Genomic DNA, 24,737 nt, shown 5'->3' with positions numbered 1-24,737 from the left:
CGGGGCCCGCGCCCCCCCCCCCCGACTCGCTGCCGGGTGTGGCCTCGGACGGGGCCGAGGCGACCGTACGGATGCTCATGCCGAGCCACCTCGCTTTCCGATCCGGGTGACGACGTAGGAGAGGGTGCCGGCGACGAGCGCCATGAGGAGCGAGGCAGACGAGGCGAGGCCGTAGTCGTGCCGCTCGAAGGCCGCCTTGTAGATGAACATCATCGGAGACCAGTCGGATCCCATCGATCCGGCCCGCGCCGAGAGGAGCATGGGCTCGCTGAAGATCTGGACGACGCCGACACACGTGAACAGGAGGGTGAGGAACACGGCGGAGCGGATCATCGGCAGCTTGATCTGCAGGGCGATGCGCAGTTCGCCGGCGCCGTCCATGACGCCCGCTTCGATGACCTCGCGGGGCACTGCCTGCAGGGCGGCGAAGAAGATGATCATGTTGTAGCCGGTCCACTGCCAGGCCGCGACGTTCACCAGCGAGGGAAGGACACTGCCCGGGGCGAAGAAGTCCCAGTGGCCGCCCGCCGATTCGATCCACTCCAGGACCGGGCTCAGGCCGGGGGTGTAGAGGTAGATCCAGATGATCGCCGCGATCAGTCCGGGCACCGCGTGCGGCATGAAGACGGCGAACTGCACGAGGCGCTTGGCCTTGGCCGCGGCCGAGTCGACGAGCAGGGCCAGGGCGAGTGCCGCGCCGATCATCACGGGGATGTACACGGCGCAGTACGCGGCCACGTGCAGGAAGGAGGAGGTGAATCCCTGGTCGCCGAGCGCCTTGGTGTAGTTCCCGAACCCGCTGAAGACCCGTTCGGTGCCGCCGAATCCGAGACCGGAGGAGCGCTCGGTGAAGAAGCTCATCCAGAGCGCGTACGCGACGGGCAGGATCAGGACCGCGGTGAAGAGCAGGAAGAACGGGCCGAGGAAGACGAGCACCGCCCTGCCCTGGCCTGGCCTACGCGCGGGCGCGGCGCCGCGCGCTGAACGAGTGAGTGGTGCTGCCACCGGGTCTCCTTGGTGGTGCGCTGCGGAGGAACGGACGGGAAGAACCTTCGAGAAGAGAAGAGAAGGGGAGAGAAAAGGAGAGAAGGGACAGGACGGGGGCGGGGCCCGTGTACCGAGGAGGCTCGGGGCCCCGCACCGGCGCCTACTTCACGAGGTTGAGTCCCCGGCCCTTGATGGCCTCCTCGGCGGCCTTCTGGCCGGCCGCGAGTCCGTCGGTCAGGGTGCCCTTGTTCCCGGCGTCCTGGATGGCGGTGTTGGTGGCGGTCTGCACCGGGCCCCAGACCCAGCCCGGGACGATGGTGTCGACCTGCGCGCCGGAGATCTCGTAGACCTTGTCGCCGCCGAAGAAGCCCTTGTCGTCGAAGGCCGCGGCGGCGATCGGACGCAGCTCGGGGCTGGCGGGCAGGCTGCTGCTCGGCGCCTTCAGGCTGCTGAGGCGGGCCTTGACGCCTTCGGGACTGGTGGCCGCCCAGGTGGCGAACTCGGCGGCTTCCTTGACGTGCTTGCTGCCCTTGGTGACGGCGTAGCTGGTGCCGCCGAACATGCCGGTCGCCGGGGTGCCCCAGTGCGGCAGCGGGGCGACGCCCCACTTGCCGGAGTCCTTGGCCAGGGCCGTCATCGTGCCGCCCGCGCTCCAGGAGGCTCCGATGAAGCTGGCCATGACCCCGTCGGCCTTGGCCTTCGCGAACTCCGGGCCGTTGATCTTCAGGTTCATCACCAGATCGTCCTTGACCAGGCCCTGCCAGTACGAGGCCACCTTCTGCGAGGAGGCGTCGTTGATGTTGACCTTCCAGCCGTCACCCTCGGTGCCGTACCACTTGGCGCCGGCCTGCCAGGAGAGCGCCGCCAGCAGGGGCGCGTCGTCGTTGCCCCAGCCGCCTATGCGCACGTTCTTGTCGGAGGCCTTGATCTTCTCGGCGGCCGCCTTGTACTCGTCCCAGGTCTTGGGGACTTCGGCGCCCGCGTTCTTGAAGAGGTCCTTGCGGTAGTAGAGGAGGTTGGGCGTGGCGTCGTACGGCACGGCCCAGGTCTTGCCGCCGAGGATCACCCGGTCCTGGACGCCCTGGGGGAACTTCGCCTTCACGGCGGCGCCGGCCGGGGCGGTGATGTCCTCCAGGAATCCCTGGCTCACGAACTCGGGGAGGGTCGGGTACTCGATGCCCGCGACGTCGGGAGCGTTCCCGGCCTTGATCGCGTTGCTGATCTTGGCGTACCCGTCCGGTCCGCCGGTGATGGCCGAGAAGGTGACCTTGATGTTCGGGTGGGACGCGTTGAAGGCGTCCACCACCTGCTGGGCACCGCCGGTCCAGCCCCAATAGGTCAGGTTGACCGGCTCTTTGGGGGCGTCGGCCTTCGGCGCGGCGCCCTCGCTCCCACCGCAGGCAGTGGCGAACAAGGCCAGCGAGAGAGTGGCGAGGGCGGCGCGGGAGGTACGGGAAGTGAGCTTCACTGCTCTGCTCCTCAGATGCGAGCCGTCGATGCGGCGAGGTGATGCACATCATTCGGCCAGAGCAGAAGGGAGTCAATAGAAAAGGAAAGCTTGAGAAAGAAAAACGAAGTCACCGTTAGGCCTCTGGGTCCCTAGACCTCGCTGGACGCGCGCACCCTCAGCTCCGGAAGGATGGCGATCCGCCGCCTCGGCCGGCCCGGCTCGCGCAGCCTTCGTACGAGCAACTCCACGCCGGTTACCCCGACTTCGTGCTTCGATGGTGCCACCGCGCTCAGCGGCAGGTCCGCCAGGGAGGCCACCTCGTCGTCGTACGAGACCAGCGCGACATCACCCGGCACGGACAGCGAGGCACCGCGCAGCCGCTGCATCAGCACCATGGCCTCGTGGTCGGGATGGACCAGGGCGGCGTCGACGCGGCCCTCCCGCACCGCTTCCACGAAGGAGTTCATGACCTGTTCGTAGGCGGCGTCACCCGCACCGAACTGCTCGAGGTCGAGGAAGAACGCGTGCTCGGCCGTGTCGGGGCCGGCCTCCTCCATCGCCGCGTCGTAGCCCTTCTTGATCCAGGGCGCGGTGGGGGTCCCGCCGCGCATCACGAGGGCGATCTTGCGGCGCCCCGTGTCCAGGAGGTGGCGCACCGCCAGCCTGGCTCCGAACCCGTGGTCCGTGCCGACGTGCTCGGCGGCGGAGGCCTGCTGTTCAGGGCGGCGCTCGATCAGCACGACGGGCACGCCGAGCTCCTCGTACCACTGGCCGCCCGGCTTGCCGTCGCCGGCGGAGGGCGCGAGCAACAGCCCGTCGACACCGTCCGCGACCATCCGCGCGGCCTGCGCCTTCTCGGTGTCCACGTCGTACGTGGACACGGCGAGGGTCAGCCGTACCCCGAGGGCGTCCGCCGCTTCCCGGGCGCCCTTGATCACTTCGGGGTAGTAGTAGGCGGAGGACGGCACGATCAGCCCGAGGACCAGCGGCCGGCCGGATCCGGGGCCCGCCCCGGACCCGACTCCTGCAGCGGGCGCGGCCGAGGCCGCGCGGGCCACCGCCGGGGCGGCGGTCACGGGAGCGGTCTCCGCCCAGTCCTCGGGCAGCATCGCCCCGCCGTGCACCCGGGCCAACAGGCCTCGCTCCGCGAGGACTTCGACATCCTTGCGGACGGTCACCACGGACACGCCGAGCTCCGCCGCGAAGTCCGTGACGCGCATGGACCCCGCTTCGCGGACCCGTCGCAGGATCGCCTGCTGTCGTTCCTCTGCGTGCACGGTGGAGCTCCCCTCGACTGCATCCCTGATCGAGGTCAGCGTAGCGCGCGAAAGCCAAAACTTACGTTTTCTTTCGAACGAAAGCATTGCATAGCGAGCGTGGCCGAAAGCCATCCGTCGGCCAGAGCTATCCGGCGTCGGCTCCACCGCAGTCGGGGTGGCCCCAGCGCGAACCGAGCTTGCTGATCTTCTCCCCCGCCGCGTACTGCTTCCCGCAGGGGCAGGTGCCGGGGAACTTGGCCTTGATGGTCACCCCGGCCCGGCCGGCGGTCGCGGTCTTGGCGGCCGTCGCGCTCTTGGTCGACGCGGCTCCGGCGGGACGGCGGGTGGAGGTGCTGCGGGCCGGGGTGCTGCGAGCGGGCGCCGGGACGGGCATGGACGCGTGGCCCAGCGCGGTACCGGCCGGCTCCTGACTCACGGCCGCGTCGCTGGCCGCCTGGTCGGCGATCGCGTTCAGGTGGTCACCGTCCTCGCGGTGCGCGGGAACGTAGCGGAACTCCACGTCCCGGTCGGTCAGCAGGGCGTCGATGCTCTCGACGAGCTCCCGGTTGGCCACCGGCTTGCCCGCGGCCGTCTTCCAGCCGTTGCGCTTCCAGGCCGGGAGCCACTGGGTCACGGCCTTCATGGCGTACTGGGAGTCCATCCGCACCTGCACGGCCGTGCCGGGGGCCACGGCCTCCAGCAGGCGCTGCAGAGCGGTGAGTTCACCCACGTTGTTGGTGGCCCGGCCCAGCGGCCCGGCCTCCCAGCGCTCGGGGTGTCCGTGGACGTCGGCGATGACCCAGGCCCAGGCGGCGGGCCCGGGATTTCCCTTGGCCGCCCCGTCGCAGGCGGCGATGATGCGATCAGACATCCCCCGATCATGCCTCACCGCGACAGCCGCCCGTGCCCACGGCTGCGGCCGGGGGCCCGGAGCCGGCCGGGGGCCCGGAGCCGGCCGGGGGCCCGGAGCCGGCTGCGGCCGCGCCCGGCTCCGGCGACGCCTCCGGCAGTTCCTCGTCGTGCTGCCGCGGCAGGAGCCGGTCCAGGAAGGGCGGCAGCCACCAGTTGGCCCGGCCCATCAGGAACATCGCCGACGGGACCAGCACCAGCCGCACCACGGTCGCGTCGAGGATCACGCTCACCGCCAGGCCCACCGCGAGCATCTTGACCACGACCGTGGGCGAAGCCGCGAAGGACAGGAAGACCGCGGTCATGATGAGCGCCGCACTGGAGATGACCCGGCCGGTGGCCGCCAGCCCCGTACCGACGGCGAGGGTGTTGTCCCCGGTGCGGCGCCAGGACCCGGCGATGGCGGAGAGTAGGAAGATCTCGTAGTCCATCGACAGGCCGAAGACGATCGCGAACATCATCATCGGTACGAACGACTCGATGGGGACGGGCTCCGACACCCCGATCAGCCCGCTCCCCCAGCCCCACTGGAACACCGCGACGAGGACCCCGTAGGACGCGGCGGTGGTGAACAGGTTCAGGGCGACCGCCTTGAGCGGGACCACCACGCTGCGGAACACGAAGGTCAGCAGGACGAGCGCGGCGGCCAGCACGATGCCGATGATGAGCGGCAGCCGGTCCTTGACGGTGTCGCGGAAGTCCAGCTGGCCGGCGGTGGATCCGGTGAGGTAGCCCTCGGCGCCGGTGCCGGTCAGCGCGGAGGGCAGGGTGGTGCCGGTCAGCGTCGTGAACAATCTCCCCGTGCCGGCGCTCTGCGGTCCGGAGGCCGGGGTGACGGTGGAGACGAGCAGGCGGCCGTCGGGGCTCGGCGCGAGCGGGGTGAACCCGGCCATCCCGGCCGTGTCCCGCAGCGCCGCGCCAAGTTCGGCGCCGATCCGGTCGGCCGGGACGGCGGCCTCGTGGAGGTCGACCACCAGGACGAAGGGGCCGTTGGCCCCGGGGCCGAAGCCGGGTCCCTCGCCCTCGGCGATCCAGTCGTAGGCCGTGCGCGTGGTGCTGCCCGCCCGGTCCGCGCCGTCGTCGACGTGGCCGAGGCGCAGCGAGAACAGCGGTACGGCGCACAGCGCGAGCAGCAAGGTGCCCGCGGTGAGGAACTTCCACGGATTCCGTGCCACCAGGGCGGCGTAGCGGTGCCAGCCGTCGTGGTCGCCGGAGGTCTCGGCGACCGGGCGGCGCAGCGCGAACCGGTCGATCCGGCGCCCCACCAGGCCCAGGGCGGCCGGGACGAGGGTCAGGGCGGCCGCCCCGGTGACGCCCACGACGATGGTGGCGGCCAGCCCCATCCGGCCGATGAAGGTCAGTCCGCAGGTGTACAGGCTCAGCATGGCCACCGCGACGGTGACGGCGGCCACGACGACGGCGCGCCCGCTGGTGGCGGCGGTACGGCCTGCCGCGTCGACCGGATCGTGCCCGTCGAGGAGGTCCTGCCGGAAGCGGGTGGTGAGGAACAGGGCGTAGTCGATCCCCACGCCGAGGCCGATCATGGTGGCCAGGGTGGGGGAGGCGGTCGCGAAGCTGACGACGCCCGCCACGATGCCGACGACGCCGAGGCCCACGCCGACGCTGATCACCGCGGTGAGCAGGGGCAGCAGGGCGGCGGCGACGCTGCCGAAGGCGAGCAGGAGGATCAGCAGGGCCACGAGGACGCCCGCCGCCTCGCGGGCCCGGTCGTCGGCCGGCGGCCGGACGACCTGGTTCAGGTCCCCGCCGTACGCGACGTCCACGCCCGAGGCGCGGGCCGCGGCGGTGGCCGTGTCGAGGGTTCCGGTGTACGCGTGCCCGAGGGTCTTGACCTGCCGGTCGAAGGACACCGTGGTGTGGGCGGTACGACCGTCCGCGCTGGTGACGACCGGGGTCGCGGCGGTGACGTGGGGCATCCGCGCGAGGAGGGCCGCGCTCTCGTCGACGGCCTGGCGGTGCCCGGCCAAGGAGCCGGCGTCGACGTGGAAGACCACGCGTCCGTTGGGGTCGCCGATCCCGGGGGCGGATGCGGCCAGCAGATCGGCGCCGGTACGGGACTGCGTGCTGGGGAGGTTGATCTGGTCGCTGTAGACCGGGGCGGCGAGCCTGCTGCCGGCCATCGCGCCGACCAGCAGCAGGAGCCAGACCGCGATCACCCGGACGGGGTGGCGGGCGCAGAAGCCGCCGAGGCGGCCGAGGCGACTCGTTCGACCGAGAGGGGGATGCACGGCGCCTCCAAGAAGTGTCAGGACTGACACGAGGCACCTTGGCAGAAAATGTCAGGGGTGACAATTGTCAGTCCTGACAATTGACAGGGGTGACGGCATTGCTAGGCTTCGACGGTGAACCAAGATCCGCCCGCGCCCGCGCCCCTGCCCGCCACCGCGCCCGTGCCCGTGCCCGAATCCGAGCCGGAGTCCGCGAAGGCCCCGGAGGCGGAGTCGGAGTCCGGACTGCGCGAGCGGAAGAAGGAGCGGACCCGCACACTGCTGCGCGAGGGCGCCGCCGCGCTGTTCGCGGAGCACGGTTTCGCGGGCACCACGGTCGCGGACATCGCCGCCTGCGCGAACGTCTCCGAGCGGACCTTCTTCCGCTACTTCGAGAGCAAGGAAGCCCTGCTCCTGCCCGACAGCGTCGACCTGTTCGCGTACGTCGAGGCCGAACTGGCCCGGCGCCCGCCGCAAGAGGATCCGCTCGACGCCGTCTGCAATGCCCTGATTTCTGCGGTGGCCCCGTTCGCGGCCTCCAGCCTCACCGCCCTGACCCACTCCGTGGCCATCGCGGGTGACGAGCGCGTGGTGGCCGCCCAACTCGTCCAGCTCTTCGCCGATTTCGAGAACCGGCTCACGCTCATCGTCCTGAACAGGCTCCCCGCCGACACCCCCGAGGCCGACCTGCGCGCCGGGGTGATCGCGGGCGCCGCCCTGTCCGCCGTCCGCGCCGTCCTGCGCACCCAGCGCCGGCGCCGCGCGAACGGCACCCTCACCGCCACCCCGCCCTCCTCGCTCCTTCTGGAGGCCTTCGCCATGCTCAAGCAGATCGGATCCACAGCGCAATGAAGCTCCGACGCACCCCCGTACTCGTCACCGCCGGCATCACCGCCGCCCTGGCCGGCGTCTTCGTGGCCGACGTCGTGGTCGAACACACCGCCCAGGAACGCATCGCGCGGGCGGCGGGCTGCCGCCTCCAGGCCCGCGGGCCCGTCACCGCGGAACTCTCCGGCACCTTCGCCGGACTCCGCGCGCTGACCGGCCGAGTGGGTTCCGTACACCTGGCGGCCGAGGACGTACGCCGCGCCGACACCGAGATGGACATCAAGGCCGACCTCTACGACGTCACGCGCGACGGCAGCATGAGCGGCGGCCGGGCGACGGCCACCATCCCCTACGAAGCCCTGCAGAAGCGCCTGGCCGACTCGGGGGAGGGCGCCGCCGCGGGTGCGGAGGGGCTGACCGTGGGCGGCGATACGAAGGGACTCACCCTCACCGGGACCGTGGGCGGCCTCGGCATCCCGGTCACCGTGCACGCGAGCACCACCGCCACGGCGACCGGCGTCACGATCACCCCGACGACGGTCACCGTGCTGGGCCGCGAACTGCCGATAGCCACCGTGAGCGGGCTGCCCGGCGCGGCCGGCCTGGTCGAGCGGCTCGCACCCCGGACCGTGGACGTCGGCGACCTGCCCGAAGGGGTCAGCCTCACCGGAGCCCGGACCACCGGCGCCGGCCTCACCCTGGACGCCTCCCTCGCGAAGTCCGCCTCGGCGGACACCGACGGGAACCACTGCATGTCGGCGTAGCCCGCCACCGCCCGCACACCTCGACTACTCCGTCTCCTTCCACGACGGAGGGGGCACGGCCACCGCGCCGAACCTCGTGATCGCCGAGCAGCCGGGCGCTGCGTGGACGAAGACGGTCACCCTGCGCGGCATCATGCCTCCGGCGGTCTCCCCCAGCTCGGTCGAGAACACCGCCGACCTCACCTGCAAGGTCATCTACAAGGGGAAGGTCATCAAGGAGGCCACGGGCGAGGCCGCCATGGCCGGCGGCTGCGTAGCGGTGTCTCCGATCACCGCCCAGTAGGCGGTCCCGCCACCGGGGCACCCTGGCAGCACTTCGTACCGCAACGGGCTTGACCTCAAGTCCGCTTGAGGTGTGACCGTGGTCCTCATGACCACGGAATCACCGTCCCGCGCGGCGGACATCGAAGCGATCGGCCGGCTCGTCGCCATCGTCGAGCACTCCCAGCGGACCAAGGACCCCGAGGAGTTCCTCGGCCTCTTCCACCCGGACGCGATCTGGACGACGGCCCACGGCAAGGTCCTCGTCGGTCTCGACGCGATCTCGGAGTTCACGCGCAAGGTCCTACCCGCGGCGAACTGGGACGGCCAGGTCACCTACGAGGTGGTCCACGTGCTCTTCATCCGCCCCGACGTAGCGGCCGTCAAGGTCCGCCAGCGCTACCTGTCCCCGGGCGAGGAGAGCGAGGGCGCTCCTCTGTACGTGCTCGCGAAGCAGCCAGACGGCCAATGGCTGCTGACCGCCTGCCAGAACACGGGGGTGATCGCGGACGCGCCCTGAGGCGGGCCCCAAGGGGACGAGCCCCAATCGGCTCGCGCGCGGCATCGGCGGACGGAGAGGATGGCTCGACCAGTCCGCCCCCGGCGGCCGGCGGGGCCCGGCGCTCTGGCGCGGGAGTTCGCCGCCGACTACGCGCGGGATTCGGGGCGGAAGTACGGGGCTTCCCCGCACGAGGTGCTGGGGCGGATCGGCGCGGGCGAAGGCTGGCGGGGTGTCACCGCCGAGCAGTTCGGCGGGCAGGGTTCCTACGGCAACGGCGCCGCGATGCGGGTCGCGCCGCTCGGTGCCTGGTTCCGGGGCGACCCGAAGGAGGCCGCCGGGCAGGCCCGGCTGTCCGCGCCGGCCACGCACGCCCACCCTGAGGCGGTCGCGGGCGCCGTCGCCGTGGCGGTGGCCGCCGCGCTGGCGGCGGCGAGCGCGGGCCGCGACGCCCCGGGCCGCGCCGAGTTCCTCCGGGAGGTCGCCGGGTACGTACCGGGCAGCCAGGTCGGCTCCGGACTGCGGGCGGCCGCGGACTTCCCCGCGGGTACCCCGGTGGGCCGTGCCGCGTCCGTACTGGGATCGGGGTGGCGGATCTCGGCCCCCGACACCGTGCCGTTCGCCCTGTGGTCCGCCGCGGGGCACTTGGACGACCTGCCGGAGGCCTTGTGGCAGACCGTCGGCGGCTGGGGCGACCGCGACACGACGTGCGCGATCGCAGGCGGGGTCGTCGCGGCGCGCACCGGCACCGGCGGCATTCCGGCCGACTGGCTCGCGGCGCGCGAAGCCGTACCCGCGTGGAGCGGGTGGACGCCCGAACAGACGGCTCCCTGAGCCCTGTCCCGGCAGATCATGTGACTACTAGGCTGCGGCGATGGAACATGATCGGGATCGGGTGAATCATTACGACGGCTTCGCCGAGGCTTACGCGGCGGAGAACGAGAACAGCCTCGTCAACGCCTACTACGAGCGGCCCGCGATGCTGGCCCTCGCCGGAGACGTGGCCGACCGTCGGATCCTGGACGCGGGGTGCGGCTCGGGCCCGCTCACCGCTGCCCTGCGCGACCGGGGTGCGGTCGTCACGGGCGTCGACTCCAGCGCCGGGATGCTGGCGCTGGCCAGGCGGCGGCTGGGTGAGGACGCGGCCCTGCACGAGGCCGACCTGCGCGACCCCCTGCCGTTCGCCGATGGCGCCTTCGACGATGTGGTCGCCTCGCTGGTGCTGCACTACCTGGAGGACTGGGGGCCGACGCTGGCCGAGTTGCGGCGCGTCCTCAGTCCCGGCGGCCGGCTGATCGCTTCGGTGGACCACCCCTTCGTGGCCTACACGTTCCAGGATCCGCGGCCCGACTACTTCGCCACCAGCAGCTACGGCTTCGACTGGACGTTCGACGGAAAGTCCGTCCCGATGCAGTTCTGGCGCAAGCCACTGCACGCGATGGCCGAGGCCTTCACCACCGCCGGCTTCCGGCTTTCCGTGATCAGCGAACCGCAACCCGACCCGGCGGCCCGTGAGCTGTTCCCCGACGGATTCCGTGACCTTTCGAGCAAAGCGTGCTTCCTGTTCTTCGTCGTCGAGGTACCGCTACCGGCTGCGGGTCCTTGATGCCGGGATCGCATCCACTGCGTCCGCGACATCCACGTCATCCATGCCGTATATCGCGGGCGTATCGAAAATCGCATACTCCCTCGCAACGGCCCACCGTGTTCCCTGGGAACATGAACCACAACGCCCCCCGGTCGCCACCGCCCCGCCGCACGCGCAGGGTCGTACTCCTCGGCCTGGCGGCCCTCGCCCTGGCGAGCGTCCTGTACGTCGTGCGCATGCCGCTCATGATGTCCGCTCCGAGGTGCATGGCCGGGCAGTGGCACGGGTGCCTCGACACGTTCAACGGCGTGGTGCTCATGACCCTCGTCGCCGTGCCCTTGTCCCTGTTGGTGGTGTGGGCCCTGGCCCGCCGTCGGCGTGCCGCCGGCGTCGGCGCATCATCGGCGTGGCGGATGTCGCTGGCCGAGGTGGGCATGGTGCACGGGACGCTGCCGTTCGTGTGGATGACCATGATGCCGGGCTCCGGGGCCGGGATCGTCCCCGGGCGGTTCAGCCTCGTACCCGTACGGGACCTGCTCACCATGGGGCCGCTCGGGATCGGCGGGAACCTGCTGGTCTTCGCCTCACTGGGGTTCTTCGCCCCGATGCGGTGGGCGGCGCTGGCCTCCGTACCGCGGGTCCTGGCCCTCGGGGCGGGCTGCTCGGTCCTGGTCGAAACGGCGCAGTACGTCCTGCAGCTGGACCGCGTCTCCTCCGTGGACGACGTCCTGGTCAACGCCACCGGCGCCGCCCTGGCCGCGCTCGCGTCGCGCCGCTGGTGGCGCACCACGACACCGGAGCCGTCGGACCTGCCGCGCCCCTCGCGGGCACCCGCGCCGACGGGCTGAGCCGCGTACCCGATGCGCGCCTTGCATACGACGGCGATATGTCCTGGTGTTTAGGCTTCGGACATGCGCGTACTGATCGTCGAGGACGAGCCCTACCTGGCCGAGGCCGTCCGTGACGGTCTGCGGCTGGAGGCCATCGCCGCCGACATCGCCGGCGACGGCGACTCCGCCCTGGAACTGCTCGGCGTCAACTCCTACGACCTCGCGATCCTCGACCGCGACATCCCCGGCCCCTCCGGCGACGAGGTCGCCCGCCACATCGTCGCCTCCGGCAGCGGCATCCCGATCCTCATGCTCACCGCTGCCGACCGGATCGACGACAAGGCGTCCGGGTTCGGGCTCGGCGCCGACGACTACCTCACCAAGCCGTTCGAACTGCGCGAGCTCGTCCTGCGGCTGCGGGCGCTCGACCGCAGGCGCGCGTACGCCCGGCCCCCGGTCCGCGAGCTCGCGGGCCTGCGGCTCGACCCCTTCCGGCGGGAGGTCTTCCGCAACGGGCGCTACGTCGCGCTCACCCGCAAGCAGTTCGCCGTGCTGGAGGTCCTCGTCGCCGCCGAGGGCGGGGTCGTGAGCGCCGAAGAACTGTTGGAACGGGCCTGGGACGAGAACGCGGACCCCCTCACCAACGCCGTGCGCATCACCGTCTCGGCCCTGCGCAAGCGGCTCGGCGAACCGTGGATCATCGCCACGGTGCCCGGCGTCGGCTACCGCATCGACACCCAACCGGAGACCGTGCACGAGGGAGCCGACCGTGGATAGAGCGCCCGGGTTGAGCGTTCGCTCCAAACTCGCCCTCAGCTACGCCGGGTTCCTCATGGTCGCCGGCGTCCTGCTGCTCGCGGCGGTGTGGCTGTTCCTCCTGCGGTACGTCCCCGATCGGGCCCTCGTCGTCTCCGCGGACACGCCCACCCCCGGTGTCTTTCCCATCCGGTCCAACCTCCTGCGCGTTTTCGCTCCGAGGGCGGCTGCCGTACTCGCGCTCCTGCTGGTGATCGGCCTCGTGGGAGGGTGGATCCTCGCCGGTCGGATGCTCGCACCGCTCACCCGGATCACGGATGCGGCGCGGACGGCCGGGAACCGGTCGCTGTCCCACCGGATCCACATGAAGGGCCGACAGGACGAGTTCCGCGAACTCTCCGACGCGTTCGACTCGATGCTCGAACAACTGGAGTCCCACGTGGCCGAGCAGCAGAGGTTCGCCGCGAACGCCTCCCACGAGCTGCGCACCCCGCTCGCCATCTCCCGGACGCTCCTCGAGGTCGCCCGCAAGGACCCGACGCAGGACCGGGGCGAACTCATCGAACGCCTGCACGCCGTCAATACGCGGGCGATCGACCTCACCGAGGCCCTCCTGCTCCTCAGCCACGGCGACCGCGCGGACTTCGCCCGCGAGAGCGTCGACCTCTCGCTCCTCGCCGAGGAAGCCGCCGAAACCCTGCTCCCCCTCGCCGAGCAGCGCCGGATCACCCTCGACGTCACCGGTGGGCCGGCCCGGACCGACGGCTCCGCGGAGCTCCTGCTGCGGATGGTGACGAACCTCGTCCAGAACGCCATCGTCCACAACCTCCCCACCGGCGGGACCGTGACGGTCCACACCGAGGAGCACGGCGACGCGAGCATGCTGCGGGTCGAGAACACGGGCCCCCGGCTCCCACCGGAACTGGTCCCGACGCTCACCGAACCCTTCCGCCGCGCGACCGAGCGCGTACGCACGGACGAGCACGCCGGGGTCGGCCTCGGCCTGGCCATCGTGCACAGCATCGTCCGCGCCCACGCCGGGACCCTCGACCTCGTCCCGCGCCCCACCGGCGGTCTCCTCGTCACGGTCCGGCTCCCGCGTACGCGGCGGGCAACGCCCGTACGCGGTGGAGCAGCCGTCTAGCGAAGGCGTACGAGTTTCGTGCCGAGGGACGGTGCGGACAGGTCCGTCTGGAGTGCCACGGGGACCGTCGGGGCGCCCGGCCCGGTCCCGATGGTCAGCACCCCGATCTCGGTGCCGGCGGGCGCCTCCGCGGGGAGTCCCTTGTCTCCGACGGCCAGAGTCAGCTCGAGCCGCTGACCCGGCACGGCCACGGCGGCCGTGTCCCGCGTGGCCACCACCGGGGTCCGGGTCCCGAGCCCGTCGTCCACGTAGCCGACGACCTGGCCCTTCTTGACCGCGCCGGCCGAGGTCAGTGCGGCGCGGACGGCCTCGATGACCTTCTTGCTGTTCTGCTTGACCAGTTTCAGGCTGTTGGCGCCGTCGGGGTCGGCGCCGGTGACGTGCTGGTCGAGCATCGTGCCGAGGATCAGCGGGGTCTTGTCGCCCACCGTCTTGTACGCCGCCCACATCAGCGCGCCGCCGGCCGGGGAGCTGGATCCGGTCTTGATGCCCTTGATGCTGAGTCCTGCGATGAGCAGGTCGTCGTTGTTGTTGATGAGCGGGTCCCGCAGGCCCGGGATCGTGGCGTTGGGAAGCTGGACGATCGCCCGGAACGCGTCGAACTTCATGACCTCCTCGGCCAGTTTCAGCTGATCGACGGCGGTGCTCACGGTCTTGGCGTCGAGCCCGCTCGGGTCGGTGTACGTGGTCGAGGTCATGCCGAGCGCCTTGGCCTCGGCGTTCATCTTCTCCACGAACGCGGCCTCGGAGTCGCTTCCGGTGTCCCAACGGGCCAGCAGTCGGGCGATGTTGTTGCCCGAAGGGATCATCAGCATCTTCAGCATGTTCTGCTGCGAGAAACGGGTGCCGACCGTCAGACCGGTGATGCGCGATTCGCTCGAAGAGGTGCCGTCCGCGACAGCCTTGGCGTCGACCTCGATCTGCGGGCCGTCCTCGTCCTTTTTCAGCGGGTGGTTCTTGAGGATCACGTAGGCCGTCATGACCTTGGCGACGCTGGCCGTCGGCACGGGCTTCTGCTCACCGAAGGTCCCGACGTCGCCCGCGCCGCCGATCCGTACGGCGGCCTGCCCCTTCTCCGGCCAGGGCACGTCGAACCGGCCGTCGAGGGTGACGGAGGACGCGGCGCCCTCACTGCTGAGAACGGCGTCGGGCAGCGGCCGCAACGCCTGTACGACGGCCAGTACGGCGACCAGCAGGAGCAGCAGGGGCACCCAGATCCGAACCCGCCGGGCGACCGTCCGACCGGGGGTCTCGGGCGGCGGCGGGGTATTGGTGAGCTGTGCGAGCAGATCCAGCGCGGGCAAGGGCTGCTCGGTGGTCCCCTCGGGCGCGAGGCCGGCCCCCTGCGCGGGGGCTCCGCCCGGAGCCCTTCCCGAGGCGGGAGCCCCTCCCGAAACGGGAGCCCCGCCCGGAACGGGGACGACCCCCGGAGCCGGATCCGCTCCGGGAGCCAGGGCAGTTCCCGGAGCCGAGACGGGCCCCGGAGCCGGAGCAGTTCCCGGAGCCGCCGTCGCCCAGGCCGGGGCGGCTGCCGGAGTCGGGACGGGCCCCGAAGTCTGGCCGGGCACGGTTCCCGGAGCCGGGGAGTACGCCGCCGGCACGGCCGGTGCCGGCCGCACGGGGGCGGGCACTGGCGCAAGCGCCCACGCCGGCACCCGCGCCGACGGCGACGGCGACGGCGCCTCGTCCAATGGCTTGAGCGCGACGAACTGACTCGTCCTCTCGGAGTCCGACTCAGGACGGAGAGCGGGACGGGTGTCAGGACCGGTCACCGTGCTCGAGTCCGGCCAGGGGACCGCGCCCGACCCCGGCAACGGAACCGACTCCGAACCCGACTCCGCGTCCGGCCGCGACACCGGGTCCAGGTCGGGCGAGACCTGGACGACCTCCTCCGGAACTACGCGCGGCTCCGATCCGGACTCCCGATCCGGCCCCGACACGGGACCCGAGCCGGCCGCGCCCGCGGACTCGGCCGCAGGCACAGGCTCGGCACCGACCGCAAGCGCGGACACGGCCAAAGAGCCAGGCACGGCCTTCGCCTCAGACTCGACATCGACCGCAGACGCGGACACGGCCCAAGACCCGGGCACGGCCTTGGCCTCAGGATCGGGCTCGACCTCGGCCACAGACTCCGCCCCAGTCGCTGCTTCGTGACCGGACGCGTTCCCAGGCTCGGCCCCGGACACGGACACGTGCGCGGGCTTGACCTTGGCCGGAGGCACGGCCCCGGGCCCTGATGCCGACGCAGTCCCGGGCTCGGAAGCGGACGCAGTAAGAGGCCGGCCGCCGCCAGACGCGGATACGGACGCGGCCGAAAGTGCGGGAACGTCCTCGGCCGTGCCCGCAGACGGGGATTCGGGAGCGGACGCCGTCGCAGGCACGGCCCGTGCCGACGGCACGGGCTCGGCCCCAGGCGCGGCAATGCCCCCGACCGCAGGCTCTGCCCCAGGTGCGGATTCGGGATCGGACGCAACCTCAGCATCGCTGCCAGACCCGTGCACGGCCGCAGCCTCGGACGCGGGCTCGGACGCGGACCCGGACGCGGGCTCAGACGCGGGCTCAGACGCAGGCCCAGACGCGGGCTCAGACGCAGACCGGGCCGCGGGCTCGGACGCAGACACGGACCCGGACCCGGACCCGGACCCGGACTCAGAAGCGTCCACAGCCGCAGCATCGGGCGCGGCCGTCGTCGCCCCGGGGACGGCCCTCGGCGCCGGCACCGTGCGCAGCTGCGGACCCGGCTCGGGCTGCGGGCCCGGTCCGAGTGCGGTGCGCTGGGCGGGAGTCGGTGTCTGCGCGGCGTGCGGTCCGGGCGTCCTTCCCGGGTGCTCGTCCTTCGTCGCGCCGGGCGTCTCGCCCTCGACCGGTACCGCCGTCATGCCGTACACCGCCTTGCTCGTGCCGTTCTGGATCAGCCGCCAGTCTCCGCGGCGCATATGCGCAGGTGATGCGTACTGCATGACCAATTGGTCACAATCCGTCCGGCCGGGCCCGGGCCGGGACCCGTCATCAAACGATCATCAAACGATCACGACCCCATCATGAGCGCCCCGAAGGATCGGCCTTCCTCCCGCACAACGCACCACCCAGGAACCGGCACCGCTCATGCACCCCTCCAACCCCGACCAGCCGGCTCCGTCGAGGCGACGCCTCCTCGCCGGCGGCGGCGCCCTGTTCCTCACCGCGACCGCCGCTTCCCTGCTGGCCGCCCGTCCCGGCGGTTCCGGACGGAGCGACGACGACCGCGGGCGGGCGGCGGTACTGTCCGGGGCCTCGCCCACCGCCTCCCCCGCCTCCGGATGGATGCCCGGGGTGACGAGGATCCCCCTGGAGCGCAACTTCGTCCGCGGCGACCGCGACGCGCAGCGCGGGCTCGTGCTCCATGTCCAGGAGGGCGAGGGGTCGTTGTACGAGCGGTTCAACACCCCCGGGATCAAGACCTCCTCGCACTTCTGGGTCTCCCGGGACGGGGAGACGGAGCAGTATGTGTCCGTCCTGGACCGGGCCTGGGCGCAGAGGGAGGGCAACGGGTCGTGGGCCTCGGTCGAGACCTCCGGTTTCGCCACCCGGTCGCTCACGGAGGCACAGGTCGACGCCGTCGCCCGGATCCACGCCTGGGGCGCCGGCTCGCACGGCTGGCCGACGGCCGTCAGCGAGCACCCGGACCAGCCGGGTCTGGGCGTCCACGCCATGGGCGGCGCCGCGTGGGGCGGCCACGCATGCCCCGGCACCCTCCGGTCCGGCCAACGCGCCGAGATCATCCGCCGGGTGCGCGAGCGCCTGTCCGCCGGGATCCCGGGCGAGGGACCCGGTCCGAGCAACGATGCGACTCGGCGATAGCCTGCGTCACCATGACACGCGCCTGGAAATTGCCCGTACGGCTTGTGCTCTGCGGCTCGGCCGTCGCGGCAGTGCTGACGTTCACGGGCAGCCCCGCCACAGCAGCGGCCGTCCTGCTGATGTTTCTGGTGCTCGCGGGCGTGCACTCCCCCCTCGTCTTCCCCAGGCCGGTCACCGCGGTGGAGGCGCAGCGCCGCAGCGCGGCCGACGGCCGGCCGGTCGTCTTGTGGCGGCCGGGCTGTACGTACTGCATACGCCTACGCATCAGGCTCGGCCGCAGCGCCCGCCAACTGCACTGGGTCGACATCTGGCGCGACCCGGCGGGAGCCGCGGCAGCAAGGGACGCCAACCACGGCAACGAGACGGTACCCACGGTCATCGTGGCCGGCCGGCCCCACACCAACCCCGATCCCGCATGGGTGCGCGCACAGCTTTCCCCGCCCGTGTGATCCGTGATCAGGGGGTGAGGGACCGGCTAAGCGGGCGGGTGCAGGGCCAGGAGGGCCGAGCGGTGGGAGACCCAGCCCAGGAGGTGGAGCCGTTCCTCGTCGAGGACCGGGAGTCCGTCGCCCTCGCTCGCGGCGAGCAGCGGCAGCGCCTCCTGGAGGGACTGGCCGGCGAGCAGGACCGGCGGGTAGTCCCGTAGCGCCTCGACGGGCGTGGTCTCGGGGAGGCCTGCGTGCAGGGCCCGGGAGAGGGCGGGAGCTCCGGCCGAACCCGCGTAGTGGCCGTGCCGGTCGACGAGCGGGAGGCGGCCGGTGTCCGCCTCGATCATCGCCATGATCGCCTCGCGCAGGCCGGTGTCGGGTGCGAGCGCGGGCGGCGGTGGTCCCATGGCGGTCCGGACCTCGATCGCCGCCGGGCCGGTCAGGTCCAAGTCGACCCCGCGGCGGCGGAGTTTGGTCGTGTAGACGGTGTCCCTGCTGAGCGCGTGGCTGACTCCGGTGGCGACGGCGACGGCAACCATCAGCGGCAGGATGATGCCGTACTCGCCGGTCAGTTCGTAGATGATGACGACGGCGGTGATCGGCGCGCGGGCCGAACCGGCGAAGACCGCGCCCATCCCGATGACGGCGTACGTCATGGCCGGACCGGTGACTCCGGGGGCCAGGTGGTCCATCGTCTGCCCGAAGGCGCTGCCGAGCATGGCGCCGACGAAGAGGCTGGGGGCGAAGACGCCTCCCGAGCCGCCGATCCCGATGGTGACGCTGCACGCGATGATCTTGCCGACGAGCAGGACGAGCAGGAACCCGATCGCGTACCCGCCCACCGCGGCCTTGCCGAGCACCGGGTAGCCGACCCCGTACATCTCGGGCAGTGCCAGCAGGATCGCGCCCAGCACGATCCCGCCGGCCGCCGGGCGCAGCCACTCCGGGCCGTGCCAGACGGAGTCGCAGAGGTCTTCCACCCCGTAGAGCACCTTGGTGAAGAGCACCCCGACGGCACCGGCCACCGCGCCGAGCAGTACGTACAGGGCGTACGCGGCCAGGTGGCCGGCGCTCACCGGCGCCAGGTCCAGGAACCGTTCGTCGCCGAGGGCCGCACGTCCGATCACGCTGGCGGTGACCGCGGAGACGGCCACCAGGCCGAAGGCGCGGGCCGTGAAATCGCGCAGGATCAGTTCCATCGCGAAGAAGACGCCGGCCAGCGGGGCGTTGAAGGTGGCGGCGATGCCACCGGCCGCTCCGCAGGCGACCAGCAGCCGCATCCGTTCCTCGCGGACGCGCAGGAGGGATCCGGCGGTGGAGCCGAGGGCGGCCCCGATCTGGACGATGGGCCCTTCGCGGCCCACGGAACCGCCGCCGCCGATACACAGCGCGGACGCGAGCGATTTCACCACCGCGACCCGGGGCGGGATCCGGCCACCCTGGCGGGCGACCGCGTACATCACCTCGGGGACCCCGTGGCCGCGCGCCTCCTTGGCGAAGCGGTAGACGAGCGGTCCGTAGAGCGCGCCCGCGACCACGGGCGCGAGCAGGACGAAGTACGGGCCGAGCCAGGGCACGTAGGGGTTGTCCGCGTGGCCGGCGGAGGAGTAGTCGTCGTGGCCGGACAGCGCCCGGGTGAAGACCTCGATCAACCAGCGGAAGCCCACCGCGCCCAGTCCCGATCCGGCGCCCACGAGTACCGCGGGCAGCAGCATCGCGGCCTGGGTGCGGTTCAGCGCGTCCCGTGCAGCGTCCGCCGTGAACGGACCCATCTCCACTCCTCAGGAACCGATCCACTGCCGATCGCGCGCCCCGGCCCCTGACCACGATCCCCCGGACCCCCATCCAACGGGCCGCCCCGCGCCAGGACCCGGAGGCGGGCCGGAGGTACACCCGCCCGGCGTAGGGCCCGTCGCGGGTCCGTCGGGGAGGGTCCGACGCCTGGCCGAAGGCCGACCCCCGTCCGTTCCCGGTCCCGTACAGTCCGTGCTGCCGCCGGCCCGGCGCGGGCGGAAGCCGGCCACGGACGGGCGACCCACGGGCGACCGACGAACGGACCAACAGGGGGAACAGCGATGGCCATCGAAGCCGGTCCCGTGGGGCGCCTCGGTCCCCCGGTCCCCGAGCTGGACCCTTCCGTCGTGGAGCGGTGGAGCGCGGGGGGAGGCCAGCTCGTCGAGCTGCTGTCCGAGGTGTGCGGCCGGCTCGGCGGGGTCGGCGCGTTCCGGCTCGGGGACGGTGCTACCGGCGGCCGGCCGACCGTGCTGGTCACCGGTCCGGAGGCGATCCAGCACGTGCTGGCCCTGCATCCGCAGCGCTACGTCAAACGCTCGCACCGCGCCCGGCTGCTGGTCGGCGAGGGCGTGCTCTCCGCGACCGGCGAGGCGTGGAAGCGTCAACGCAGGCTCCTGCAGTCCCAGTTCACGGGGACCGGGATGCGCCGCTACGAGCAGCGGATCGCCGGGGCCGCCCGGATCGCCGCCGGTCGCTGGGCCGCGTACGCCCGTACCGGGGAGGTCTTCGATGTCGGCGAGGAGATGCGGCGCTTCGCCCTCGACACCATCTGGCGCACCCTGACCGGGCACCCGCTGGACGCGGACACCGACCGCGAACTGGGCTCCGTGGCGGCCGTGGTGGCGGCGCTGCCGACGCTGCCCGCCGATTCCGCGGACGCCGGGGAAGCGGTCGCTGCGGATCTGGCCAGGATCGACGCCGTGGCCCACCACGCCATCGCCGCCGCCCGCCGGGGGTCGGCGGGCCCCGACGGGCCGGGGCTGCTGCACCTGCTGGTGGAGGCGTCCACCGAACGGCCGGAGTACACCGACCGGTTGATCCGCGACGAGCTGGTCACGCTGCTGGTCGCCGGGCACGAGACCACGGCCACCACGCTGACCTGGCTGTACCTGCTCCTCGACCGCCATCCTGAGGCCCGCGAGTGGGCCCTCGCGGCGGGCGGCGAGGGCTCGGCGGAGCGCCGGGAGGCGATCCAGGCCCTGGTCAACGAGACCTTGCGGCTGTACCCGTCGGCCTGGATCCTGCCCCGGCACGCCGTCGAGGACGACGTGCTGGCCGGCTACGCCGTCGAGGCGGGCACCGACGTGGTCGTCTGCCCGTACCTCGCACACCGCGACCCGGTGCTGTGGCCCGATCCCGAGCGCTTCGACCCGCTGCGCTTCACCGCACCGGGCGGTCGGCCGTCCGTCCCGGGCGGGTACGTGCCCTTCGGCATCGGCCCCCGCGCCTGTCTCGGGCTGCAGTTCGCGCTGCGCGAGTCGACGGTGTTGCTGGAACACCTGCTACCGGCCCACGTGCCGGCCTTCCGGTCCGTTCCGGACGGGGCCGCCTACAGCATCACGGTCCGGCCCGACGGTCCGACGCCGGCCACGCTCGCAGCTCGCCCCGACCTAGGCGCCTGAGGAATCCCGCCACGGTCACCGGACCGGTGGCGGCCGGCGGTGGGGTGGGGCCGGGGAGGAGCGGTGTGCCGGTCCCGGAGCCAGTGCTTCAGACCCTGCGGGCGCGCCACAGCGCGCCGGCCAGGACACCCGCGATGAGCAGCAGGCCCGCGCCGGTGCCGCCCAGGCCCGCGCGGAGCCCCTCGGGGACGTACGAGCACGCCAGCCGGTCGGCGCCGCCGGAGCCCAGGGGGACGCCGAGCAGGCCCTGGTACGAGACCGGGGCGCGGGCCGGGCCGCCGTCGACCGAGCAGTTCCAGCCGGGGGACGCCGTGGTGGCGACCACCGCCGTGCCGGTCGAGCCCTTGGGGAGCCGGGCCTCGATGGTGTGTCCGCCGACCGTGACGCCGGTGGCCGCGCCCGCCTTCAGCCCGGCCACCGCCGCGTCGAAGGCGGCCTGGTCCAGACAGCCGAGCGCGTCGGGCGGCAGGACCTGGCCGTCCTTCGGGGTGCGCACGGAGAAGGTGAAGCGGCCGTCGGCCGCCGCCGTGCCCAGTTCCCTGACCGGGGCGCTGACCGCGGGCGGCCTGCCGGAGAAGCTCTCGAGCCGGCCGCCGGCCTCGGCCCGGGCGGTCGCGTACAGGTCGGGCGCGTGGAGGAAGGCGCGGGCCCCCGGGGCGCACCGCCCCGTGAACGCGGTCCAGCTCTCCGGTCCCTCGTTCTCGGCCCTGGTCAGGGCGAAGCCCGGCCCGGCCTCCGGTGCCGGTGCCGCTGCGGCGGGCCCGTCGGCGCGGGTGAGGGCGGGGACGGTGTAGACCCTGGCGCCGAGTGCGGCCTGGCGCCGGGCCCAGACGGAGCCCACGGGAGCCCCGTAGGTCTGCTCGCTGCCCGGTGCCCGGAGGGTGACCAGGGGCGGGGCGGGCAGGGTGCGGACGGTGACGCCGTCCTCGCCGACCGGTTCGAGGACGGTGCCGATGCCGAGCAGGGCCCGCAGCACCGGGTCTTCCGCGGGCCACAGGTGACGGCCGCCCATGGCCTGGCCCAGGCCGAGGCCGCGCAGTCCGCGCGCGGTCTCCACGCTCACGTAGCTGCTGTAGTAGGCGCCGCCCTGGCCGCCGACCAGCATCGTGTCGTTGTTGGTGACGAAGACGCCGGGTCCGGCGTCGGCCCGGGTGGCGGGCCAGTTCCTGTGCGCGTCCAGGGCCTGCCGGGCGCCCTTGCCGAGCTCGGTCATGGTCTGGGCGCGTACGGGGCCGCGCCGGCGGGGGTCGTCGGCGACGGAGTTGCCGTAGACGGAGTACACGGTGCCGGCGAAGACCGAGACGGCCAGCAGCAGCATGACGCCGATGCGGGCGGGGCGGCGCAGTCCGCGTGCGTAGAACAGCAGCAGGGCCGTGGTGACGGCGCCGCCGATGAGGACGCCCGTGAGGGCTTGTCCGTTGACCGGCGGAAGGTCGTAGGTGGCTGCGACGAGCAGGGCCAGCAGGCTCGCACCGCCGAGCAGGGCCCGGGGTCGGGGCATGTGGGCGAGGCAGATCCAGGCGGCCATCGCCAGCATGCCGCTGAGGACGAAGGACTCGCGGAAGGGGGCGCCGTGCGGGAGGGCCCCGCCCTGCCAGAGCTTGGCGGTGGGGGTGAGGACGAAGGAGACCCCGGTCAGCAGCAAGAGCGAGAACCAGGCGAGGCGTTCGCGGCCGCGCACCTTCGACTGGAAGGGCAGGGTCAGGACGAGGAGGAGGACGAGCACCCCTGCGTAGACGTTCGGCGCGGGGCGGACGGGGTGGGTGCCCGGTATGAGCATCGAGAGGAAGGTCAGCGGATCGGTGTTGACGCTGACCACGTACAGCTCGGTGGGCTGGGCCCGCCGGTTGGCCAAGGCGCACACCAGGATGGCGGGGGCTGCGAGGAGCAGTCCGGTGCCGGTCATGGTGGCGGCCCGCCACAGGGCCCGGCCGCGGGTGCGCCAGTCGGTGTCGGCGAGCAGGAGCCGTACGAGGAAGACGAGCGCGGTGGCCGTGGTGGCCATGGCGGCGGTGTAGAAGTTGGCGAACCAGCACAGGGCGACGAGGAGGCTGCCGAGGACCCAGCGGCGGCCGGTCAGACACCAGTCGGCGGCTATCCCGAGCAGGGGTATCGCGACCAGGCCCCAGGTCCACATCGGGACGACGGTGCCCTCGGCGACTCCCCAGCCGCAGACGGCGTAGCCGACGGAGAGCAGCGCGCGCAGCCAGGGCGAGCCGGGGCGCAGGCGCCCCAGGTACACGGTCATCAGCGCGGCGGCGAGGCCCATGCTGCAGAGGCTGACGAGGTAGACGGAGAGTTCGGCGTGCTGGCGGGGCAGGAGGCCGGCCAGCAGGGAGAACGGATTGGAGAGGTAGGTGAAGAAGTCACCGAGGAATCCGACGCCGTACCCGCTCTGCCAGTTGAAGAGCAGATCTCCCTGGGCGTTGCCGTGCTGGAGGTCCCAGAGGTGGGTGTGGAACGGCACGTATTGGTGGCGCAAGTCGTTGTCGGCGCGCGGGACGGGGCCGAAAGGGTAGACCCCGCGCGTGGCGAGACCGGCGCTGTAAGCCGCCATGGATATGAGCGCGGCCACGAGAGCGGAAAGGAATGCGGAATTCCGCTTGACCCCGCCCACCTGGGACGCGACCTGTCTGCGGCCTCCCCTGGAGAGGCGTTTTCCGGCAGGCGGGAGCGAAGTGGCGGTCATGTGTGGCAAACCCTCGTGCGTGGCTAATCGGCCACTCAGGGGCCGCCTATTCCCGCACCCTATGTACACCGCCGAAGAATTCACGCACCCGACGCACGAATATGATCGCAATCACGGGAAGGTCCGGTCCAAGCAGCATAAAAAATGGACAATCGTCCACTTTTTGCTCGGCCCGCCCTCGGGGAGCGGCCGGGCCGGGGTGCCGGAACCACCGGATCCCGTAGGCTCGTCGGATGGCAAAGTACTTCGACGTACACCCCGACAACCCCCAGCCCCGCACCATCGGCAGCATCGCCGACGGCATCCGCGCCGGAGGACTCGTCGCCTACCCGACGGACTCCTGCTACGCGCTGGGCGCCCAGCTGGGCAACCGTGAGGGTGTGGACCGGATCCGGTCCATCCGGCAGCTCGACGACCGCCACCACTTCACCCTGGTGTGCGAGAACTTCGCGCAGCTCGGCCAGTTCGTCATCATCGACAACGACGTCTTCCGCGCGATCAAGGCGTCCACCCCCGGCAGCTACACCTTCATCCTTCCGGCGACGAAGGAAGTGCCGCGCCAGCTCCAGCACCCGAAGAAGAAGACGGTGGGCGTACGCATCCCCGACCACGTCGTGGTCCAGGCGCTGCTGGCCGAGCTCGGCGAGCCGCTGCTGTCGAGCACGCTGCTCCTGCCCGACGAGGCGGAGCCGATGACGCAGGGCTGGGAGATCAAGGACCGGCTCGACCACGTCGTGGACATGGTGGTCGACTCGGGCGAATGCGGGACGCTGCCGACGACGGTCATCGACTTCTCCAGCGGCGAGGCCGAGATCGTCCGGCGGGGCGCCGGAGACACCTCCCGCTTCGAGTAGCGTCCTC

The 24,737-nt window shown here is 72.2% G+C and carries 21 protein-coding genes; 13 read left to right on the top strand and 8 right to left on the bottom strand.

Translation table 11 applies throughout. The features are described 5' to 3' along the window. Positions 1-75: 75 nt before the first annotated feature. The 5 genes from ACFVX6_RS12220 to ACFVX6_RS12200 form a co-directional block, all read right to left on the bottom strand. A complete protein-coding gene (locus tag ACFVX6_RS12220; protein ID WP_389690438.1) occupies positions 76-1,005 on the bottom strand; it encodes a carbohydrate ABC transporter permease in 930 nt (309 codons plus the stop codon). 142 nt (positions 1,006-1,147) lie between these two features. Next, complete coding sequence (locus tag ACFVX6_RS12215; RefSeq protein ID WP_389690436.1) at positions 1,148-2,455, bottom strand: ABC transporter substrate-binding protein; 1,308 nt, start codon at positions 2,453-2,455, stop codon at positions 1,148-1,150. Between the two features lie 131 nt (positions 2,456-2,586). Further along, entirely contained in the window at positions 2,587-3,714 is a 1,128-nt protein-coding gene (locus ACFVX6_RS12210; protein WP_389690434.1) for a substrate-binding domain-containing protein, read from the bottom strand. A gap of 127 nt (positions 3,715-3,841) precedes the next feature. Continuing rightward, a complete protein-coding gene (locus ACFVX6_RS12205) occupies positions 3,842-4,567 on the bottom strand; it encodes a ribonuclease H (protein WP_389690432.1) in 726 nt (241 codons plus the stop codon). Between the two features lie 7 nt (positions 4,568-4,574). Continuing rightward, complete coding sequence (locus ACFVX6_RS12200) at positions 4,575-6,854, bottom strand: MMPL family transporter (protein ID WP_389690430.1); 2,280 nt, start codon at positions 6,852-6,854, stop codon at positions 4,575-4,577. Positions 6,855-6,968: 114 nt separating this feature from the next. On the opposite strand from ACFVX6_RS12200, the gene ACFVX6_RS12195 reads away from it, so the two are divergent. The 9 genes from ACFVX6_RS12195 to ACFVX6_RS12155 all read left to right on the top strand — a co-directional run bounded on the left by ACFVX6_RS12195 (position 6,969) and on the right by ACFVX6_RS12155 (position 13,503). After that, a complete protein-coding gene (locus ACFVX6_RS12195; protein ID WP_389690428.1) occupies positions 6,969-7,685 on the top strand; it encodes a TetR/AcrR family transcriptional regulator in 717 nt (238 codons plus the stop codon). After that, entirely contained in the window at positions 7,682-8,425 is a 744-nt protein-coding gene (locus ACFVX6_RS12190; RefSeq protein ID WP_389690426.1) for a DUF2993 domain-containing protein, read from the top strand. The genes ACFVX6_RS12195 and ACFVX6_RS12190 overlap by 4 nt, the downstream gene beginning before the upstream one ends. 76 nt (positions 8,426-8,501) lie before the next feature. Next, a complete protein-coding gene (locus ACFVX6_RS12185; RefSeq protein WP_389690424.1) occupies positions 8,502-8,708 on the top strand; it encodes a hypothetical protein in 207 nt (68 codons plus the stop codon). A gap of 87 nt (positions 8,709-8,795) precedes the next feature. After that, positions 8,796-9,206, top strand: a complete 411-nt coding sequence (locus ACFVX6_RS12180; protein WP_389690422.1) for an SgcJ/EcaC family oxidoreductase — start codon at positions 8,796-8,798, stop codon at positions 9,204-9,206. Between the two features lie 60 nt (positions 9,207-9,266). Beyond that, on the top strand, positions 9,267-10,019 hold the full coding sequence (locus tag ACFVX6_RS12175) for an ADP-ribosylglycohydrolase family protein (RefSeq protein ID WP_389690420.1): 753 nt from the start codon (positions 9,267-9,269) through the stop codon (positions 10,017-10,019). A gap of 40 nt (positions 10,020-10,059) precedes the next feature. Continuing rightward, positions 10,060-10,791, top strand: a complete 732-nt coding sequence (locus ACFVX6_RS12170) for a methyltransferase domain-containing protein (protein WP_389690418.1) — start codon at positions 10,060-10,062, stop codon at positions 10,789-10,791. Between the two features lie 113 nt (positions 10,792-10,904). Then, positions 10,905-11,621, top strand: coding sequence for a VanZ family protein (locus ACFVX6_RS12165; protein ID WP_389690416.1), 717 nt, complete (start codon positions 10,905-10,907; stop codon positions 11,619-11,621). Positions 11,622-11,684: 63 nt separating this feature from the next. Continuing rightward, a complete protein-coding gene (locus ACFVX6_RS12160) occupies positions 11,685-12,380 on the top strand; it encodes a response regulator transcription factor (protein ID WP_389690414.1) in 696 nt (231 codons plus the stop codon). A 10-nt stretch (positions 12,381-12,390) separates the two neighbouring features. Further along, positions 12,391-13,503, top strand: a complete 1,113-nt coding sequence (locus ACFVX6_RS12155; RefSeq protein WP_389690412.1) for a sensor histidine kinase — start codon at positions 12,391-12,393, stop codon at positions 13,501-13,503. Here ACFVX6_RS12155 and ACFVX6_RS12150 read toward each other — a convergent pair. Next, a complete protein-coding gene (locus tag ACFVX6_RS12150) occupies positions 13,500-14,807 on the bottom strand; it encodes a D-alanyl-D-alanine carboxypeptidase family protein (protein ID WP_389690410.1) in 1,308 nt (435 codons plus the stop codon). The two genes, ACFVX6_RS12155 and ACFVX6_RS12150, sit on opposite strands and share 4 nt — an antisense overlap. Before the next feature lie 1,801 nt (positions 14,808-16,608). On the opposite strand from ACFVX6_RS12150, the gene ACFVX6_RS12145 reads away from it, so the two are divergent. Further along, complete coding sequence (locus tag ACFVX6_RS12145) at positions 16,609-17,343, top strand: N-acetylmuramoyl-L-alanine amidase (RefSeq protein WP_389690408.1); 735 nt, start codon at positions 16,609-16,611, stop codon at positions 17,341-17,343. Positions 17,344-17,354: 11 nt separating this feature from the next. Then, positions 17,355-17,792 (top strand): glutaredoxin domain-containing protein, encoded by a 438-nt coding sequence (locus tag ACFVX6_RS12140; RefSeq protein WP_389690406.1) that lies wholly within the window; start codon positions 17,355-17,357, stop codon positions 17,790-17,792. A 26-nt stretch (positions 17,793-17,818) separates the two neighbouring features. Here ACFVX6_RS12140 and ACFVX6_RS12135 read toward each other — a convergent pair whose 3' ends face one another. Then, positions 17,819-19,543 (bottom strand): chloride channel protein, encoded by a 1,725-nt coding sequence (locus ACFVX6_RS12135; protein ID WP_389690404.1) that lies wholly within the window; start codon positions 19,541-19,543, stop codon positions 17,819-17,821. A gap of 303 nt (positions 19,544-19,846) precedes the next feature. On the opposite strand from ACFVX6_RS12135, the gene ACFVX6_RS12130 reads away from it, so the two are divergent. Continuing rightward, entirely contained in the window at positions 19,847-21,187 is a 1,341-nt protein-coding gene (locus ACFVX6_RS12130; RefSeq protein WP_389690402.1) for a cytochrome P450, read from the top strand. An 88-nt stretch (positions 21,188-21,275) separates the two neighbouring features. On the opposite strand, the gene ACFVX6_RS12125 is transcribed toward ACFVX6_RS12130, so the two are convergent. Continuing rightward, positions 21,276-23,744 carry a YfhO family protein gene (locus tag ACFVX6_RS12125; RefSeq protein ID WP_389690400.1) on the bottom strand — a complete coding sequence of 823 codons (2,469 nt, stop codon included), beginning with the start codon at positions 23,742-23,744 and terminating at the stop codon, positions 21,276-21,278. Positions 23,745-24,109: 365 nt separating this feature from the next. On the opposite strand from ACFVX6_RS12125, the gene ACFVX6_RS12120 reads away from it, so the two are divergent. Next, entirely contained in the window at positions 24,110-24,730 is a 621-nt protein-coding gene (locus ACFVX6_RS12120; protein WP_389690398.1) for an L-threonylcarbamoyladenylate synthase, read from the top strand. Positions 24,731-24,737 lie beyond the last annotated feature (7 nt).

Source organism: Streptomyces sp. NPDC058289, from assembly GCF_042880975.1.
Taxonomy (GTDB): domain Bacteria; phylum Actinomycetota; class Actinomycetes; order Streptomycetales; family Streptomycetaceae; genus Streptomyces; species Streptomyces stoeckheimensis.
This window is presented reverse-complemented; position numbering and strand designations above follow the sequence as displayed.